The 16,958-nt window shown below is 46.5% G+C and carries 19 protein-coding genes; 11 read left to right on the top strand and 8 right to left on the bottom strand.

Features of this window, described 5'->3' with window-relative positions:
- The first annotated feature begins 10 nt into the window (after window positions 1-10).
- From B5D77_RS12600 to B5D77_RS12580, 5 genes are all read left to right on the top strand, one after another.
- Complete coding sequence (locus B5D77_RS12600) at window positions 11-586, top strand: Crp/Fnr family transcriptional regulator (protein WP_008207372.1); 576 nt, start codon at window positions 11-13, stop codon at window positions 584-586.
- A 30-nt stretch (window positions 587-616) separates the two neighbouring features.
- Window positions 617-1,255, top strand: coding sequence for a cadmium resistance transporter (locus B5D77_RS12595; protein ID WP_106908936.1), 639 nt, complete (start codon window positions 617-619; stop codon window positions 1,253-1,255).
- Between the two features lie 68 nt (window positions 1,256-1,323).
- Entirely contained in the window at window positions 1,324-3,474 is a 2,151-nt protein-coding gene (locus B5D77_RS28090; protein WP_106908935.1) for an FAD/NAD(P)-binding protein, read from the top strand.
- A 102-nt stretch (window positions 3,475-3,576) separates the two neighbouring features.
- Window positions 3,577-3,852, top strand: a complete 276-nt coding sequence (locus B5D77_RS12585; RefSeq protein ID WP_052278399.1) for a helix-turn-helix domain-containing protein — start codon at window positions 3,577-3,579, stop codon at window positions 3,850-3,852.
- Window positions 3,821-4,726, top strand: coding sequence for a restriction endonuclease (locus B5D77_RS12580; protein ID WP_106908934.1), 906 nt, complete (start codon window positions 3,821-3,823; stop codon window positions 4,724-4,726). The genes B5D77_RS12585 and B5D77_RS12580 overlap by 32 nt, the downstream gene beginning before the upstream one ends.
- Here B5D77_RS12580 and B5D77_RS12575 read toward each other — a convergent pair.
- The 4 genes from B5D77_RS12575 to B5D77_RS12560 form a co-directional block, all read right to left on the bottom strand.
- On the bottom strand, window positions 4,692-5,876 hold the full coding sequence (locus B5D77_RS12575; protein WP_052276021.1) for a DNA cytosine methyltransferase: 1,185 nt from the start codon (window positions 5,874-5,876) through the stop codon (window positions 4,692-4,694). The two genes, B5D77_RS12580 and B5D77_RS12575, sit on opposite strands and share 35 nt — an antisense overlap.
- Before the next feature lie 169 nt (window positions 5,877-6,045).
- A complete protein-coding gene (gene metX / locus B5D77_RS12570; protein ID WP_061432704.1) occupies window positions 6,046-7,098 on the bottom strand; it encodes a homoserine O-acetyltransferase in 1,053 nt (350 codons plus the stop codon).
- 15 nt (window positions 7,099-7,113) lie between these two features.
- Complete coding sequence (locus tag B5D77_RS12565; protein ID WP_106908933.1) at window positions 7,114-8,412, bottom strand: O-acetylhomoserine aminocarboxypropyltransferase/cysteine synthase family protein; 1,299 nt, start codon at window positions 8,410-8,412, stop codon at window positions 7,114-7,116.
- Window positions 8,413-8,612: 200 nt separating this feature from the next.
- Window positions 8,613-9,473, bottom strand: coding sequence for an exosortase-dependent surface protein XDP2 (locus tag B5D77_RS12560; RefSeq protein WP_254053078.1), 861 nt, complete (start codon window positions 9,471-9,473; stop codon window positions 8,613-8,615).
- Window positions 9,474-10,092: 619 nt separating this feature from the next.
- Here B5D77_RS12560 and B5D77_RS12555 point away from each other — a divergent pair.
- Both B5D77_RS12555 and B5D77_RS12550 read left to right on the top strand, forming a co-directional pair.
- On the top strand, window positions 10,093-10,899 hold the full coding sequence (locus B5D77_RS12555; RefSeq protein WP_106908931.1) for a prohibitin family protein: 807 nt from the start codon (window positions 10,093-10,095) through the stop codon (window positions 10,897-10,899).
- A gap of 71 nt (window positions 10,900-10,970) precedes the next feature.
- Window positions 10,971-11,369, top strand: coding sequence for a YidH family protein (locus B5D77_RS12550; protein WP_008207369.1), 399 nt, complete (start codon window positions 10,971-10,973; stop codon window positions 11,367-11,369).
- Between the two features lie 71 nt (window positions 11,370-11,440).
- Here the strand turns inward: B5D77_RS12550 and B5D77_RS12540 are convergent, their stop codons facing one another.
- Together B5D77_RS12540 and B5D77_RS12535 are read right to left on the bottom strand one after the other, a co-directional pair.
- Window positions 11,441-11,686 (bottom strand): hypothetical protein, encoded by a 246-nt coding sequence (locus B5D77_RS12540; protein ID WP_212567835.1) that lies wholly within the window; start codon window positions 11,684-11,686, stop codon window positions 11,441-11,443.
- Between the two features lie 138 nt (window positions 11,687-11,824).
- Window positions 11,825-12,520, bottom strand: coding sequence for a TerC family protein (locus B5D77_RS12535; protein WP_106908930.1), 696 nt, complete (start codon window positions 12,518-12,520; stop codon window positions 11,825-11,827).
- A 374-nt stretch (window positions 12,521-12,894) separates the two neighbouring features.
- Between B5D77_RS12535 and B5D77_RS12530 the strand changes: the two genes are divergently transcribed.
- From B5D77_RS12530 to B5D77_RS12520, 3 genes are read left to right on the top strand one after another with little or no spacing between them, the layout of a single operon-like run.
- Window positions 12,895-13,434, top strand: coding sequence for a pentapeptide repeat-containing protein (locus B5D77_RS12530; protein ID WP_008207363.1), 540 nt, complete (start codon window positions 12,895-12,897; stop codon window positions 13,432-13,434).
- A gap of 55 nt (window positions 13,435-13,489) precedes the next feature.
- A complete protein-coding gene (locus B5D77_RS12525) occupies window positions 13,490-13,819 on the top strand; it encodes a hypothetical protein (RefSeq protein ID WP_002762669.1) in 330 nt (109 codons plus the stop codon).
- Window positions 13,816-14,259: a type II toxin-antitoxin system VapC family toxin gene (locus B5D77_RS12520; RefSeq protein WP_002795967.1), complete on the top strand. Its 444-nt coding sequence runs from the start codon at window positions 13,816-13,818 to the stop codon at window positions 14,257-14,259. Before B5D77_RS12525 ends, B5D77_RS12520 begins: the two co-directional genes overlap by 4 nt.
- 15 nt (window positions 14,260-14,274) lie before the next feature.
- Here B5D77_RS12520 and B5D77_RS12515 read toward each other — a convergent pair whose 3' ends face one another.
- Window positions 14,275-15,279 carry a sulfate/molybdate ABC transporter ATP-binding protein gene (locus B5D77_RS12515; protein ID WP_106908929.1) on the bottom strand — a complete coding sequence of 335 codons (1,005 nt, stop codon included), beginning with the start codon at window positions 15,277-15,279 and terminating at the stop codon, window positions 14,275-14,277.
- Between the two features lie 284 nt (window positions 15,280-15,563).
- On the opposite strand from B5D77_RS12515, the gene B5D77_RS12510 reads away from it, so the two are divergent.
- Entirely contained in the window at window positions 15,564-16,361 is a 798-nt protein-coding gene (locus tag B5D77_RS12510; RefSeq protein ID WP_008207358.1) for a sulfite exporter TauE/SafE family protein, read from the top strand.
- Window positions 16,362-16,371: 10 nt separating this feature from the next.
- On the opposite strand, the gene B5D77_RS12505 is transcribed toward B5D77_RS12510, so the two are convergent.
- Complete coding sequence (locus B5D77_RS12505) at window positions 16,372-16,806, bottom strand: YidH family protein (RefSeq protein ID WP_002762666.1); 435 nt, start codon at window positions 16,804-16,806, stop codon at window positions 16,372-16,374.
- Window positions 16,807-16,958 lie beyond the last annotated feature (152 nt).

Genomic DNA, 16,958 nt, shown 5'->3' with positions numbered 1-16,958 from the left:
CTTACCAATCATGACGCTTACCTATCAACCACCAACCCCCCATCGCTGGCACTTTGATAATCGGGCAATTTTGCCGCTCAGAAATCCTAATTTCTGGAAAATCGAGAGTGGAGTCGTGAAAACCTCCACTTGGTTAGAAGATGGAACCCTCATCGTCTTGGGATTGTGGGGACCTGGCAGTTTTGTTGGCAAAACCCTAGAGAGAGTCAATCCCTATCAAGTTGAGTGCATTAGTCCTGTGCAAGCAGTTTCCTTTTCCGCAGTTGAGAGTTATCAAATGGCAGAAATTCTGCTGTCTCATCTTCAGCAAGCACAAGAACTAAGTATTATTCGTAGCTACAAACGTACTGATGTTATGGTCTTGAAATTACTGTCATGGTTAGGCAATCAATTTGGTAAACAAACCGGTAACGGACAATTAATTGATGTGCGTTTAACTCATCAGGATATCGCTGACTTATTAGGAACCACTAGAGTCACAATTACCCGCGCGCTTAATCATCTTGAACAACAGGGGGCCGTGGAACGTCTTCCCGTCCATCGTCTTCTTTTACGAGAGGAGGAAATCTGGCACTATGAGATTTAGAATGAGAAGGATTATCTCTTTTTTCAATCTATGAATTGGTTAGTAGCCCTTTTAATTACTAGCGTGACGAGTTTTGTGGCCACAAATCTTGATGATCTGATGGTGCTAATGTTGTTTTTCTCGCGACTTAATGCTAATTTTCGACCTCGACACCTGATTATTGGTCAATACCTCGGTTTTACCCTGATTCTTCTAGCTAGTTCCCTCGGTTTACTATTTGGGTTACTGGTTTCTAAAGAATGGATTGGTCTATTAGGATTTATTCCTTTGATTATCGGCATTAAACAACTTTTGTCAAGGGAAAATGAGGATTACATTCAAGAAGTAAGAGAAGATGTTAATTATTCTAAAAATCGCTCCTTTGTTCCTCGTTTTCCCTCCCAAACCTATTACGTTGCCGCCGTGACCGTGGCTAATGGTGGTGATAATATTGGTATCTATACCTCTCTTTTTGCCAATAATTCCCCGATGCACGTCTTAATTATCATGATAGTTTTTTATCTCATGATGGGTATTTGGTGCGCCCTAGCCTATTTTTTGATTACCCATCCCAGGATAGCTAAAGTGGTTACAAACTACGGACATAAAATTAGTCCTTTTATCTATATTGCTCTCGGTATTTATATCTTAATTGATAGCCAATTCTATCGTTTATTTTTAACCTATTAACCAAGAATGCCTAAAAAATTATCTTTCAGCTAGACTAACTAATACTAAATCCTCTTTAAAAGTTATCTATGAGCTACATTGACCGGAATCAATTTTCTGCAACTTTCGACATCGCCATTATCGGGGGAGGATTTAGTGGTTCCCTCGTGACGGCGAACCTGTTACGCGACACAGGGACTCCATTATCGATCGCCCTGATCGAGCGCCGAAAACCCCTCGGTACGGGGATCGCCTACGGAACGCGAGACAGAGGCCACCTGCTCAATATTCCTGCGGGCAAAATGAGCGCCTTCGAGGACGATCCCGAACATTTCCTCCACTGGTTAGCGGATAACGGCTATCGATCGATCGATCCGGCCAGCTTCGTACCGCGTCTAGTGTACGGCAAATACATCCGATCGATCCTAGAAGAAGCGCGGGACAACGCCATTGCCGATCACCGTCTGGAAACGTTTACCGATGCGGCGATCGATCTGGCACTCGACGGGGAAAAGGCGACGATTACCCTCAAAGGAGGCAAGAAAATCAGCGCCGCTAAAGTAGTTCTGGCGCTGGGCAATTTTCCCGCAACGGTTCCCCAACCCCTCGCGTCTCTCAATTCCCTCTATCTCCGCGACGCTTGGGAGACGGACACACTCGCCGAGCTAAAACCCGACGGGACGATTCTGCTCGTCGGTACGGGGTTAACGATGGTGGATATGGTGGTTTCCCTGGCACAAAGGGGATTCACGGGCAAAATCCACGCGGTTTCCCGTCATGGCCTGATCCCCCGATCGCACCGACCCACCGATCCCTATCCCCCGTTCCTCACCCTCGAAACCGCGCCCCAGACCACGCGGGGACTCCTACGGCGAATTCGCGCGGAGGTAAAAACCGCAGAGAGTCGAGGTCACGACTGGCGGGCCGTTTTAAACGCCTTACGCCCGATATCTCAAGGTCTATGGCATTGTCTGCCGATAGCGGAACGCGCCAGATTTCTACGCCACCTGAAAGCCTATTGGGAGGTTCTTCGCCATCGCGTCGCCGACGAGATCGCCGGTATCCTCGATGAGGCCGTAGAATCGGGACAATTAACCTATCATGGGGGAAGAATTGAAACTGCCGAGGATAAAAACGGCTGTGTAGAGGTTACTATCCGTCAACGGGGGACGGGAAACCTCTTAAACCTAACGATCGATCGAATCATTAACTGTACCGGCGCGAGTAACGATTACCAGACGATCACCGATCCCCTCGTCGTTCATCTTCGCCAACGGGGGTTAATCCGTCCCCATCCTTTGAATTGTGGCATCGAAACCGCGGACAACGGGGCGATTCTCAGGCCAGACGGTACGGCATCGAACACGCTGTACACCTTGGGAAATCCCCGCAAAGGCGATCTCTGGGAAACCACCGCCATTCCCGAACTGCGTTTACAGGTGGCCGAACTGGCCCGGGATTTGTTGCGATCGCTGAAAGAGAGAATTTCTCTCCCCGCAGCCTACTCGATCGCATTCCGGCCGGCAGCGCCGATTTTTCGCCAGCTTTTTGATAGGGAATCGAGTACCTACACCTATCTGATCGCTGATTCGGGTACGGGGGAGGCAATTTTAATCGATCCGGTTCTCGAACAGGTTGATCGCGATCGGCAGATTCTTTGGCAGTTGGGGTTAACTCTAGGCTACACCATGGAAACCCATGTCCACGCCGACCATATCACCGGAGCGCACCGATTACGCGAGTTAACCAACTGTTCGATCCTCGTTCCCGAAAACGCGGAAGTGAGCGATATCGATGGTTATGTGCGCGATGGCGACCTCTGGACCGTGGCAGGTCAGCAGCTAAAAGCGATCGCTACTCCAGGCCACACCGATAGTCATATAGCCTATCTCATCGATGAAAAACGCCTATTAACGGGGGATGCACTCTTAATTCGCGGTTGCGGTCGTACCGATTTTCAGAACGGTTCGCCGGAAGTACTATACAGGACGGTGACGGAGAAGTTATTCACCCTCCCCGACGATACGCTTGTTTATCCCTGTCACGATTATCTGGGAAGAACGGTCTCCTCGATCGGTGAGGAAAAGCGCTGGAATCCCCGTTTCGCCGGCCGCAATCGCGAGGATTTTATTCAGTTAATGAATAATCTCAATCTCCCCTATCCCAAGAAGATGACCGCTGCCTTAAGTGCCAACGCACGGGGTGGTAAGGTGGTTTTCGTCATGGATTATCAGATATAAACGGGCAAGCGATACTCAAAAGCCGCTCGATTTCTAGTGCTTCGCTCGGAATGTGACAGATCGTCCGTGGACTCATCGTCTATGTTCGGTCAGGATAGAGCTATGGACGAAAACAAGGCAAAAATTTTAAAAGCGTTGGGTTCGTTAGTAAGACAACACAGAGAAAATCTAGGTATTTCCCAAGAAGAACTAGCGACACGCTCGAATCTAGATAGAACATATATTTCTGGCATCGAGCGCGGGATTCGCAATCCTTCTGTAACCGCTCTTGTTAGTCTGGCGAACGGAATGAACCTCAATGTCTCCAATCTATTAGAAGGCTTGGAAAACAAAGTTAATCAAACCAATGGAAAAGATCGTACAACACGGACAACGTAGACACTCAAAAGCTTCCGAAAGTTACATAGATGTTACTTTTCGATATGATGACGGTACGATTTGGGAAGGCGCGATTCCAGTTGAGTATAGACGTACTGGCGTAGATCTGGCCGAATCTTCGGCAATCGAAGAATATCTTCAGCAAGCTTTTCTATACTGTCATCCGAGTAATTATCCGAAGTGGAGACAAGAACAAGAGGTCTTCTGGTTACAGAAAGAAGCGGAAGTAACAAAATCATTCTTTGATGTACTCATCACTTTTAAATGGACTTGTGTTGCTTGTCAATTACCCCCGAATCCGAATTGGGCTAGAAGGATTCAAGATTTAAAAGAAATGGGATATACGATCGCAACTCATACATCAAAAAAATGCCCGACTTGTGGTTCCAAGAAAACGCATATTATACTTGTTCCTCTACCTCGTGGTGGAATATCTGGATACGAAGTATGGTCGTCATCCCTACGAAAGAAAATCATTGATCTGCTCGGTGGTTATGATGCTTACGAGGGTAAGACTGTAGGGAAAGATAATCTGTTACCCGACCATAAATTTCCAGAAATTCGTTGGGGAAACGATACGAGACGAGATTCATTAGAGCATTTGGCCGATACGGAGATTCGAGAACAATTTCAACTTTTGACGAATCAGCGCAATTTACAGAAGCGTGAAGTCTGCCGTAAATGCTACCAAACAGGGGATCGGGGCTATCCCTTCGGTATCCAATACTATTATGAGGGTGATGAAAAATGGCCGGATACCATTCCAAAAAGTGGAAAAGTGGCGGAAGTAGGGTGTAGTGGCTGTGGATGGTATGATTTGCAGAAATGGAGAATTGCTCTCAACCGCAAGCTATCGGATTTAAATTCTGATTAATCTGCGATTCTTGCTCTAGCTGTAAAGCAACTTTGTTGAGATAAGGAATTAAAGCGTATCCGATACATTCGGCTAAACGTGGGGGAACCGCATTACCAATTTGCCACATAGCTTTTTTCATGGTTCCCTCAAAAATAAACGAATCGGGGAAAGATTGAAGTCTGGCCATTTCACGGGCGGAAATAACTCGATTAAGATGGGGATGAATATGTGTACCTCCATGATTTTCTTTGATGGTCATACTCGGTTTGCCTGGATACTGGCGCTTAAAAGCATCAACGTAGGTTTCATAGAGAGAACCACCGGGGGGTACTCGTGCGATCCGTTCCATATACTTCGAGGAATGGCGTGTCCATTCATGATTAATTTCGGGAATAGGCGTGTAAGCAGGTAAATCGGAAATAGCCGACTCTATTGGAATATATTGATGAGGTAGTAATTGAGGTTGAGGATAAGGATTAGGTAGATCGAATCTATTAGCTATAAAAATTGCTCTCGGTCTAATTTGAGGAATTCCATAAGCGGCAGATTCAAGAATAGCGATCGAAATATTAGAATAACCGATCGATTCAAACTCTTCTAAGATAGTTTCTTTCACCTTGCCTTTTTGCATCGTGAGAATCCCTGGCACATTTTCCATGACGACATACCAAGGCTGAATTTCAGAAACCACTCTTATAAACTCTTTAAATAATTGATTTCGAGGATCATTGGGATCTCGTTTACCAGCGACCGAAAAACCCTGACACGGCGGACCTCCAACCACTAAATGTATATCGGGTGAGCCTGCCAAGATAAGCCATTTCTCTGCTTGAAAGTCATGAATATCACCACAGAAATGATGGCATTGTGGGAAGTTGTACCGATGTGTTAATGAAGCGACAGGATTGATTTCAACACTTGCTGCTGGATGAAAATTTGCCTGAACTAAACCTTGAGTTATGCCACCAGCACCACAAAATAAATCAATGAAGTTATAAGTTAGATGAGGAGCGATCGGACAATTAACATCCACAAAAACTTGATGTAAATCACGCTTGATGGTCAGTAGTTCCCGTTGAATTTTTTCATAACGTCCTAATTTGACTTTTTTCGTCTTTTCAATATCTTGATTATTTTGAGGGAATAATGATAATTGAAGTTCTGACATTGCTCTGACTTGAATATATATGGTTTATTGTGACACATCGTCCACAAAAAATCAAGTCACGCCTATGGAAGGTAGAGTAACAAAGTCAAGCTACTTTTAACCTGGTCGTCATCAATCCCCGATCGCTCTCTACCCCGACCATCCCCAACCCGCGACTATTTCCCGTTGCTCATCCATTCCCGAAAGTGACGAGAAGATCATTCAACGCATCCATATCGCCATCCATTAAAAACGCATCGTGACCGTGCGGCGATCGCAACCAAAATAATTCAGAATTGGGGATATATTTCGCCAATTCCTCTTGTTCTACGGGAGGGTAGAGAAGATCCGAATCGATCGCCACGATCGCCGTCGGTTGTTGAATCGACTGTAACACCGATTCGTAACTTTTTCCCGTCCGGGTGACATCATGACGATCCATCGCCCTACTTAGGGTGATATAAGCATTGGCGTCAAAACGTTCGACTAACTTTCTCCCCTGATATTCTAAATAGCGGGCGATCGTAAACTCTCCCCCCTCCCCGTACTCGCGGCCGAAACGGGACTCGAAACTGGCGTGCGATCGGTAGGTAGTCATCGCCATCATCCGGGCTGCCGATAAACCCCGGGCCGGAGGGCGATCGAGCGCATAATTTCCCCCTTGCCAATGGGGATCGGCGTAGATCGCCCCCCTTTGAGCCTCTCCCAGCGCGATACACCAAGCCGAATGTCGTCCCGAAGCCGCAATCACAGCGATCGAGCGCGTCTTCTCCGGGTACAGTAGCGCCCACTCCAAAACCTGCATTCCTCCCAAGGAACCCCCGATCACCAATCGCAAAGACTCGATCCCCAATGCGTCCACCAACAGCCGTTGTAGGTGAACCAGATCCCGAATGGTGATCTCCGGGAAAGTCGGACCGTAGGGTTTACCGGTACGGGGATCGATCGAAGTGGGGCCGGTTGTCCCGTAGCAACTGCCGAGAATATTGCTACAGACAATAAAATCCCGGGTCGGATCGAGAACGCGTCCGGTTCCTAACAAAGGTTCCCACCAAGCTTCCACGTCGGCCCATCCCGTGAAGGCATGACAGACAATAACCCCGTTATCCCGCTTGTTATTCAAAATTCCCCAGGTTCGATAGGCGATCCGCACCCTTTCGAGAACCGCCCCCGATTCGAGAACAAAAGGATGCGGTGGGGAATAGAAACGGGTTTCCGGGGAGATCAAGTCTAGGCGATCCATGGGCGGGGTGGTGGGTTATAAACTCTGGAAAGTTTGCTGGAAATCCTCGATAATATCGTCAATATGTTCCAAACCCACGGAAACGCGGATTAATTCGGGCGTTACTCCCGCCGATCGCTGTTCTTCTTCGTTTAACTGCTGGTGAGTCGTCGAGGCGGGATGGATAACCAGGGTTTTTGCGTCCCCCACGTTGGCGAGATGACTAGCTAGTTTCACCCGGTTGATAAAATTCCGCCCGGCCTCGAAACCGCCCCGAATCCCGAAGGCTAAAACCCCGCCGAAGCCGTGTTTTAGGTACTTCTTCGCCCGTTCGTGGTAAGGATGTTCCGGTAATCCGGGATAATCGACCCATTGCACCTGCGGCTGTTCTTTTAACCAGTTCGCCAAGGCCAACGCATTGGATACATGACGATCGACCCGTAGGGAGAGGGTTTCCAATCCCTGTAGCAGTAAAAATGCGTTAAACGGACTCAAGGCGGGTCCGAAGTCCCGCAATCCCTCCACCCGCGCCCGGATAATAAAGGCGATATTGCCCAAAGGGCCCGACGGTCCGAACACCTCGTAGAAATTCAACCCGTGATAACCCGGCGCGGGTTCGGTAAACTGGGGAAATTTGCCGTTTCCCCAGTCGAATTTCCCCGAATCGACGATTACTCCGCCGATGGAAGTGCCGTGACCGCCGATCCATTTGGTGGCCGATTGCACCACGATATCGGCCCCCTGTTCGATCGGGCGACAGAGATAGCCGCCGCAGCCGAAGGTATTATCGACGATGAGGGGAATGCCGTTCTCGTGGGCGATATGGGCCAGGGCGGCAAAATCGGGAATATTAAATCGGGGATTGCCGATCGTCTCTACATATAAAGCTTTAGTGCGATCGTCGATCGCCGCTCGAAAAGCTTCGGCCTCATCCCCATTGACGAACTTGACATTTATTCCTAAACGTGGTAAAGAGACTTTGAACTGATTATAGGTTCCGCCGTAGAGGTAGCTAGTGGAAACGATATTATCCCCCGCACCGGCAATATTAGCGATCGCTAGAAATTGGGCTGCCTGACCGCTAGAGGTGGCCAGGGCCGCCGCACCCCCTTCTAAAGCGGCGATCCGCTTCTCGAAGACATCGGTGGTCGGGTTCATGATCCTGGTGTAGATGTTACCGAACTCTTCTAGGGCAAACAGTCGCGCCCCGTGGTCGGCATCGTTGAAAACGTAGGAGGTGGTTTGATAGATGGGAACGGCACGGGCGTTGGTTCCGGGGGCAGGTTCCTGGCCGGCGTGTACTTGCAGCGTCTCGAAACGGTAACGGTCAGACATGGGCGCTCACGGACGAAAATAAAGGGCAAATTCCTCGATCTGTGCGATCAAGGAAAAAGGGTGATTATCTCCTTAATACTGGATAAATAGAGGGTTTTAACCCATTTATCGCTATTTTTTCATGAATGACAGTTCGCTGGTTGATGGCATTTAAACAGCATTAAAAGCATTCACTTCCTATCCTACTTCGAGTAGAACGATCAGGCCTTCTCTCGTTTCACAAAGATTCCAAGACTTGCTGCGAGTAGAGTGGCGAACACGATACTCGGTTCGGGAACCTTGACATCGGCGGCGATTACTTTGAAATCTGGCCCGTTATCGCCGACTCCGTTCAAACGTTGGAGATCGTTATTGCGCTCGCTAGTTAAGCGCAGAGTTCGCGCGCGGATACCGTCGAGCCGAATCCCGATCGAACCAATATTGAACGGGCCGTTGTTGAGGACGGGAGGAACGATCGTGCTGATGTTATAGTCCGCTTTCGTGTAGTTCGCGCGTAAAATTTTATAACTGGCTAAGACCGTCGTTCCATCTTCCGCGAGCGCTTCCACCAGTAAATCGCTATCCCCCGCAACGGTTCCCCCAGGCGTTCCCCCCCGTTCCCAGAAAAAGAACGTATTCACCGGTCGGGCGAAAGAAACCTCGATAATCGCAGTATCGGCGTTCTCACGGGTTACGAGGAGACTATTCAGATTTAAATTGCCCAAACTGGCGGCGATATCCGCGTCGGTGGGGTTCGGTTTCGCTGGACCCTCCCCGACCAGGGGATCGCTAGTCGTGTTCGGTCCGTGACCCGCATGGAGAATTCCGTTAGTATATGTGATTCCCCCTACGGTAACGTCGGCGGTATCGTTGCGGATAACCCGACCCGCATTGACCAGATCAAACTGACTGACCGTTAAACCGTTGAAAACCACCGAATCGAGACGGACATCTTTAGTGGGATCGTTGAGAAGATTAGGATTTCCGGTTAGATCTGGACTCGCGGTAACGTTGGTTTGAAAGGAAAAGGGGAGAAAACCCGCCGCACGCGCCGATGTTCCGGTCGTTAGAGCTAAGGCCACTCCGGTGGTCGTGGCGGCGATTTTAAAAAGAGCGGCGAGGTGGCGCGACTGCCTGAAAAGATGACTCATCGATAAATGACCTCGTTAGGGGATGGAATTAGGTACAGTAGGCTTATCCGTTTACTGTATTTAGGGTTCTACCATAGCCATCTTCTGCGAGTCAATTTATCCAGATATCCTTTATACAAAATATCTTTTATGCCGAAACTAGATTGTGTTAAGGTAATTGCTACAAAAGAAAGTACCAGCTAGACTGGTGGAATGAAAATGTACCATTTAAGACAAGGGAAATTTTGTTATAATTGCTTCTGGATAACCCCGATTGCTTTCTTGGATAAATAAATGCTTTTTGGGTCAACAACTAACGAGATGCTCGTTTTAATCCATGATTACTAAAACATTTAATTGGCGAATATCATAACTATAAATAGACAATTATTTCCCGATATTTTGCCAGCCAGAAGGGAAATAAATAACGAGACTAAATCTGACTTCATCTTCATTTTCTAGTTGCTGAAATTATTAAAATAGATAAAACTGTCACTAATTACCAAGATAAAATCAGCCCTTTTATTTATATGTAAACTTATACTATCAACCATCTCTATTCTCAATTAAAATGTTTAAAACTCGTCTTTTTGCTAGGCCAAGTAATCTCTTTTTTGTGTTATTAATTTTGGCGATTATTTTTAATCCTTTCGTGATTGTCAATGCGGGAGAAAGAGGGGTTTTAATGGTTTTTGGTCAAGTACAGGATAAAATACTTAATGAGGGCATTCACGGGATTATTCCCGTTGTTAACACGGTAAAAAAACTAAGTGTGAGAATCCAAAAACAACAGATAGCGGCCGAAGCTTCCTCCAAAGACCTACAGGAAGTATTTACAGATGTGGCCCTGAATTGGCATATTTTAGCATCAGAAGTTAATACTATTTTTCAACAAATTGGCGATGAAGCGGCTGTCATTGAACGAGTAATCGATCCAGCAGTGGAGGAAATTCTCAAGGCAGTTATGGCTAAATATACCGCCGAAGAATTAATTACTAAACGGGAGGAGGTGAAAGGGGAAGTGGATATTCGTTTGAGCGAAAGACTGAAAAATTATCATATCGGTGTCGATGATATTTCTTTGGTTCATGTCAATTTTTCCGATCGCTTTACCGATGCGGTGGAAGCCAAACAAATTGCCGAACAGGAAGCCAAAAAAGCCGGTTTTATGGTACTGAAAGCCTTGAAAGAATCGGAAGTAAAAATCAATCTGGCTCAAGGAGAGGCGGCAGCTCATCGCATTCTCCAAGATTCCTTAAGTCCAGAAGTTTTACAGAACAAAGCGATCGAAAGATGGGACGGTAAACTTCCGCTATTTATGGATGATAATCTGCTTAAGTCCCTTGAATTGGTTAAAGATAAGCGAAAAACTAGATGATAAAAACAATTTATTAAAACCATAAGAAAGAATACTTGATTTTATTGAACTTCCCAGCGAGGAACTCCTCTATGCTGTTTAAATCCCGAAAGACAAAGCAGAAATTTAACCCCGATTACTGGCGAGATCATTCGGCCAACGAACGCACCTATCTGTCTTGGATGCGCGCCTCGATCGCTTTGATGGGTTTTGGTCTGGTCATTTTGCGTTTACGGACGGCATCTTCTACTGTACTAGGATTGGGGTGGTTGTTGGGTTTTGTCTTCGCTATGGTGGGATTATTAATCGTTGTCATCGCCACGCGCCGGTATTTTCTCATCCGGCGAGCGATCGATAGTAATAGCTACGAACCCGCTCAAGTCTGGATTATTTGCTTTAGTATAGCGATCGCCTGTCTAGGATCGGGAATTCTCTATTTTGTCGCCACCAGTCCCGATAGCGGTGGAGTGGAAAGTATCGGTTTCGATTAAAACCCCATCCTCGCACGGAGCGGGATGGGGAAAAAATTGCTCGATACAGGTGGTAAAATCCAGATAACTACTTAAAATTGCCCATTTTCCGACCTTTCCCAGGAAGGGGCGAAAGGTGGACAAATCAAAGGACAGGCACGCCAATGACTGTGAACAGGGACTCCCAAGCGTTGACAATAGCCATTTCCTCTCCCCTGAAACTTATAAAACCGACAGTAACGACAGGTAGAGGAACAAGTGGCAACTTTGGGGAGAGGATTTCCCTTGGTTTCGATCGCTGTTAGTTTTGGGGATAGGGTGGAAATGGTGTCTAGCAAGGAAGTCTCCAAGGCTAACGGGGTTCACTAGCGACTCTTACCGTACCTAGTCCCAAATTATGTCACAGTCGCCCATCCTCCCGGAGTATAACGATTGACACGCTCCTAAAAAATTGAGAAAATCCCTTGCTGCTAGACTTATTCCACCACAACACGCCTAGAAAAGCCCCAACTTAAGGAGACCGCCACCATCATCAATACCATCCACTCTGGCGGCAAATAGGTTGGTTGACAAGCTTTTAATAACAATCTTCCCCCTACCGCTAAAACCGTCAGGTAGGCCGCATCTTGTAGGTAAACAAACTCAGCCAACCACCTGACAAATAAACCGGTCAAAAATCGTAGGGCTAACATTCCCAAAATACCACCAGTCAGGAGAATCCAGAATTGATCGGCTAGGGCGATCGCTGTGGTGACACTATCGAGGGAAAAAGCCAGATCCGTAAAAGCAATCAGAACAATAACACGGCCAAAAGATTCTATGGCGAGATTAGTGGCAAAATTTTGGTCTTCTATTTCTATATTTAAAAATTTCTGGCAAAAATGCTTACCCGCTAACCAGAGCAGATAAATAGCACCCAGTACCTCCACCTGCCAGAATTTAACTGTCCAACTGGCACTCACTAACAGGGCAACTCTTAACACAAATGCCCCAGCTAATCCCCAGTTTAAGGCCTGGCGTTGTTGTCTGGGGTCGGGAAGTTCTCGCACCAAAGCGGCCAGGGCGACGGCATTATCGGCCGATAGAATGGTTTCTAAGACTGCCAGGGTGAGAATAGTGCCGCAAGTGGTTAGAGAGAGATTTTCAGCTATATCGAGAATTTGAGGGGACATATAATTATATTTTGACTTTTATAACGTTGTAGATGCGTCTTGGTATTTGCTGCTAGGATTCTTGACTATTTTTTTGTCGGTATCAATCCAAGGTCAAGTTCTTGAGCTTGCGATCGAGGGTGAGATTGCTGACCACACTCTCCTTGATCAGGATTTTGGCCAGACACTATCATCTTAGGTAGGGGACAACCATAAAAGCAAATATTCTTAATTGTTGTTTTAATAAATAAAAGTGATGGAACGGCGAGGGGGCTTCCCAGCTTTCCATAAAGGGAATTTATGGATTTGAAAACAAAGAATATTTGTTTTTATTAAAGCCATTGCCTAGAGTGAAAACAGAGACTGAAAAAGATCACTCAAGGAGATCAAAAACGATGAAACCGAAGCTACTGACAGCCTTCTGTCTATTGCTAATCACAGTTTTTTCTTGCTTCCACCCTGCCATCGCTAGGGCCGTTACCCCCACTGGCGGCGCACCGGCAAAAATTACTCTGGTCGAGCCAGCTGCCGCCGATAATCTGCAAAAACTACAGGAAACTAACGCCTGTGTCGGTTGTGACTTTAACGGAATTAGCCTCAAAGATTTAAACTTGTCCTCGGCCAATCTAGAAGGAGCAAACCTCAGTCAAGCGGATCTAGAAAGAACCAACCTACAGGGTGCTAATCTCAGAGGGACTGACCTCCGGGGAGCCGACCTCGGCAAAACTCTCCTAGCGGGAGCCGATTTAAGCAAGGCCAATCTCTTAGGTGCAGATTTAGAAAAAGCCAACCTGCAAGGGGCAAACTTAACCAACGCCAATCTGCAAAAAGCTGACTTAGAGAAGGCCAATCTCACTAATGCTCGGTTAGACGGTGCTAACCTGCAAGATGCCGACGGTGAAGGCGCGATCGGTGTCGATCCCAATCTATTCTAAAAAAAGTTTTTATGGCAGAATCAAGTTTTAGCGGTTTTCAAGGAGAGCAATATCTATGGAAATTACTCCTTTTTCTCAGCGATCGCTAGATGGGGAGGGAGCGGAAATGCTGCTAGACTTTAAAAAAGCCCATCAGCAAGATTTAAAGGCAATTGCCGAGATTTTGGCAAGAATTAGCCACCAATCACCAGAAAAGGTAGAAATTCTCTTGGAGACAATGCTAAAACAACTGATAGAGCCAAAAACACCTTTTTACGAGACGGCAACACCGACGGAACGAGCGCAAGCTTTTCGGGATTGGGCAAGTAGTCACGATCGAGGCAGCGCACTTTTATCCGACTATGCCGTAAGTCGCGATAGTATCTATGACGATGAGTGCCTGTGACTTTTTTAGTTGATACTAATGTCTTATTGCGAAGTGCGGAACCTGATCACACCATGTATGGCGATGCTGTGGGTGCGACAAGTCTATTATTGGGACAAGGAGAAAAACTCTATATCGCACCACAGAATTTAATCGAGTTTTGGAACGTTTACACCCGTCCAATTAATAGAAATGGTTTAGGACGCACAGTGGCCGCAGCCAAGGCTGAAATCGATCGCCTAAAGTCACTTTTTCCCATTATTGACGATCTGCCCGCTATTTATCCCGAATGGGAACGCTTAGTCTTCACCTATTCAGTCAAGGGTGTGCAGGTACATGATGCGAAGCTAGTAGCAGCCATGTGCGTTCATGACCTTACACATATTCTGACCTTTAATGTTGACGATTTTAGCCGTTACCCGGAAATAATCGCCGTTCATCCTGCGACCGTCAGGTGCTAACAATAAGGGTGACTTTTAAGCAAAAACGCGAGCATCCCGAGGACGAACATAAACTTGCTCCCCGACTTTGAGGTGCAGTTGATCCAGTTGTTCTCGATTCAGATGGGCAATCAGGAGAGAGCGATCGGGTAGAATTAATTCCACATCGATGGCCCAACCCAGGTGGATAATGCGCTCAACTTTTGCCGCAATGCTAGACCCATTGGGGGAAGAGAGAATTTCTAGGTCGTGGGGACGAATAAAAATCTTGACTCCGTTAGTACTCCCCCCAAGCTGCTCGAATAGTGCAGCCGAGGTCGGTGGTAAAACATTCACCCGGCCGATAAAACTCATCACAAAAGCAGAGGCAGGATGATCGTACACCTGATCGGGAGTTCCCACCTGTTCGATTTTACCCTCATTGAAAATTACGATCTCGTCGGCCACTTCCATGGCTTCCTCTTGGTCGTGGGTGACAAAAACACTGGTGACATGGACCTCCTCGTGTAACTGTCGCAACCAAACCCGCAGCTCTTTTCTAACTTTGGCATCCAAGGCCCCAAAAGGCTCATCTAATAATAATACTTCCGGTTCTACCGCTAAAGCCCGGGCCAGGGCAACCCGTTGACGTTGACCCCCGGATAGTTGGGCCGGATAGCGATCGCCTAATCCCTGCAATTGAATTAAACTCAAGAGACTGTCCACTCGTTTTTGAATGTAGTCGGGGGCAGCTTTGCGAATCTTTAAACCGAAAGCGATATTCTGACGCACCGTCAGGTGTTTAAAAAGCGCATAATGCTGAAAAACAAAGCCAATATTCCTTTTTCTGACATTTAAATGGGTTGTGTCTTTGCCGTTGATGATAATTTTGCCTGTGTCGGGGGGTTCTAATCCTGCGATCGCTCTCAGGAGAGTGGTTTTTCCCGAACCGGACGGCCCGAGCAGTGCCACCAGACGATTCGATTTGATCTCTAGGTTGATGTTGTCTAAAGCAGTAAAGGCGCCGAATTGTTTCGATACTTGCTCGATGATGATACTCACGGTAGCTAATCCTCTGGCAAAAAATGTATAGGGTTTGACCGTATTTTAACTATGATTTAATCTCAATCGTATTAAAATACAATTACATTTTACAGGATAGCAAAAAAATTAAGTTTCGATTCGGGAGATTACTGGTTATAAACCGAGACTAAAAAGATTAAACAGCGATAAAAGCTTACTATTACTCTTTTTTACTCTTTTAGTCGGTTCTAAAGCCTTAATTAACTAATTTTGTCCCTTAACCACCAGAAACACACCGGAGAAAAGAGACAACTGAGGCAAAAATGGACTATTCTTTATTGACAATATTTAGCTTTTTTATCGGAATTATCGTGGGATTAACGGGAATTGGCGGTTCATCCTTGATTACCCCCCTATTGATCTTTGTATTTCAGGTTCCCGCTACCACCGCAGTGGGTTCCGATGTGGTGGCGGCCGGGTTGATGAAAGTGGTCGGCACCGTTCGTCACTGGCAACAGCAAACGATCGACTTAGAGGTAGTAAAATGGCTAGTAATTGGCAGTGTCCCCGGTTCTCTGTTAGGATTAGTCGGTTTTCGCTATTTTCAGCAGAATAGCTCCCTCAATCTCGATCAATGGTTGCCTCCTATCATCGGCCTTGTCTTGATGATCGTGACTGTCCTAGCGGCCCTGGAACTACTAATCTCCTTATTTTTTCCCGATTTGTCTCCTTGGTCCTGGCCAAAATTAGATTTAACCACTCGCTCTGGTCAGATAAAAACAACCGTATTAGGGGCAGTTTTAGGCTATTTGGTCGGTTTAACCAGTATTTCCAGTGGTTCCTTGTTTGCATTGGTCTTGATGACCTTTTTTCACCTTGATTCTCGCAAATTAGTCGGTACAGATCTATCGCAAGCGTCCATCCTCTTAACCTGTACTTCCATCGGTCATCTGGGATTAGGAACAGTCGATTGGAATCTGGTACTTCCCATCTGGTTGGGTGGAATACCGGGGGTAGTAGTGGGAGCAAGATTATCGGAATATTTACCCAAAAATGCCCTAAAAATACTGCTTTATACGGTTCTGGTCACGGTCAGTTGGCGCTTACTCCAACCCACCTAATCCCCAGAGTTCACTCGAAAGTCATCATACTACCCATCAACAGATCGGGACTGGTGGCGACAAAATAGATAATTCCCGCACCGAGAATAACGATCGCTAAACTAAATAGTAGCACCCATCGATCGGCTGGTTCGTAGGTATCTTCATCTATATCTCGTCTGACTGTAAAATAATGGGCTGTGGTCAAAAATACGGTCAATAAACCCACTAAAGCAAACATTAAGCCCAATTTCCAGCCATAACCGGGCCGGGGAACCAGAGGAGGATGAAAGGCCCGTAAGCGCAGAATAACCATACCAAAACCCATTAATGCGATCGCCGTTCGCATCCAAGACAGATAGGTGCGTTCATTGGCCAGATGATCGCGGACTCGATTGGGATTTACTTTTTTCGGTTTAATGCTGGTCTTGCTTTCCGTCACTGGCGATTTGAGAAAAAATAACATGATCGAGATGACTAGGGGTCAGTTTCAAGGGGAGCGCTTGAGAAGATGATGTTATTCTATGGCACTTGAGTTATAGATGGTATGGAAAAAATCTAAAATCTATTTTTAGATGTATTTGTATTGAATCAAAAATTAAATACGGTTTGCTCAAT

It is taken from the genome of Microcystis sp. MC19 (genome assembly GCF_003019735.1).
Taxonomy (GTDB): Bacteria; Cyanobacteriota; Cyanobacteriia; order Cyanobacteriales; family Microcystaceae; genus Microcystis.
Note: the sequence above shows the minus strand (reverse complement) of the source record. Positions and strands in the feature narration are given on the sequence as shown.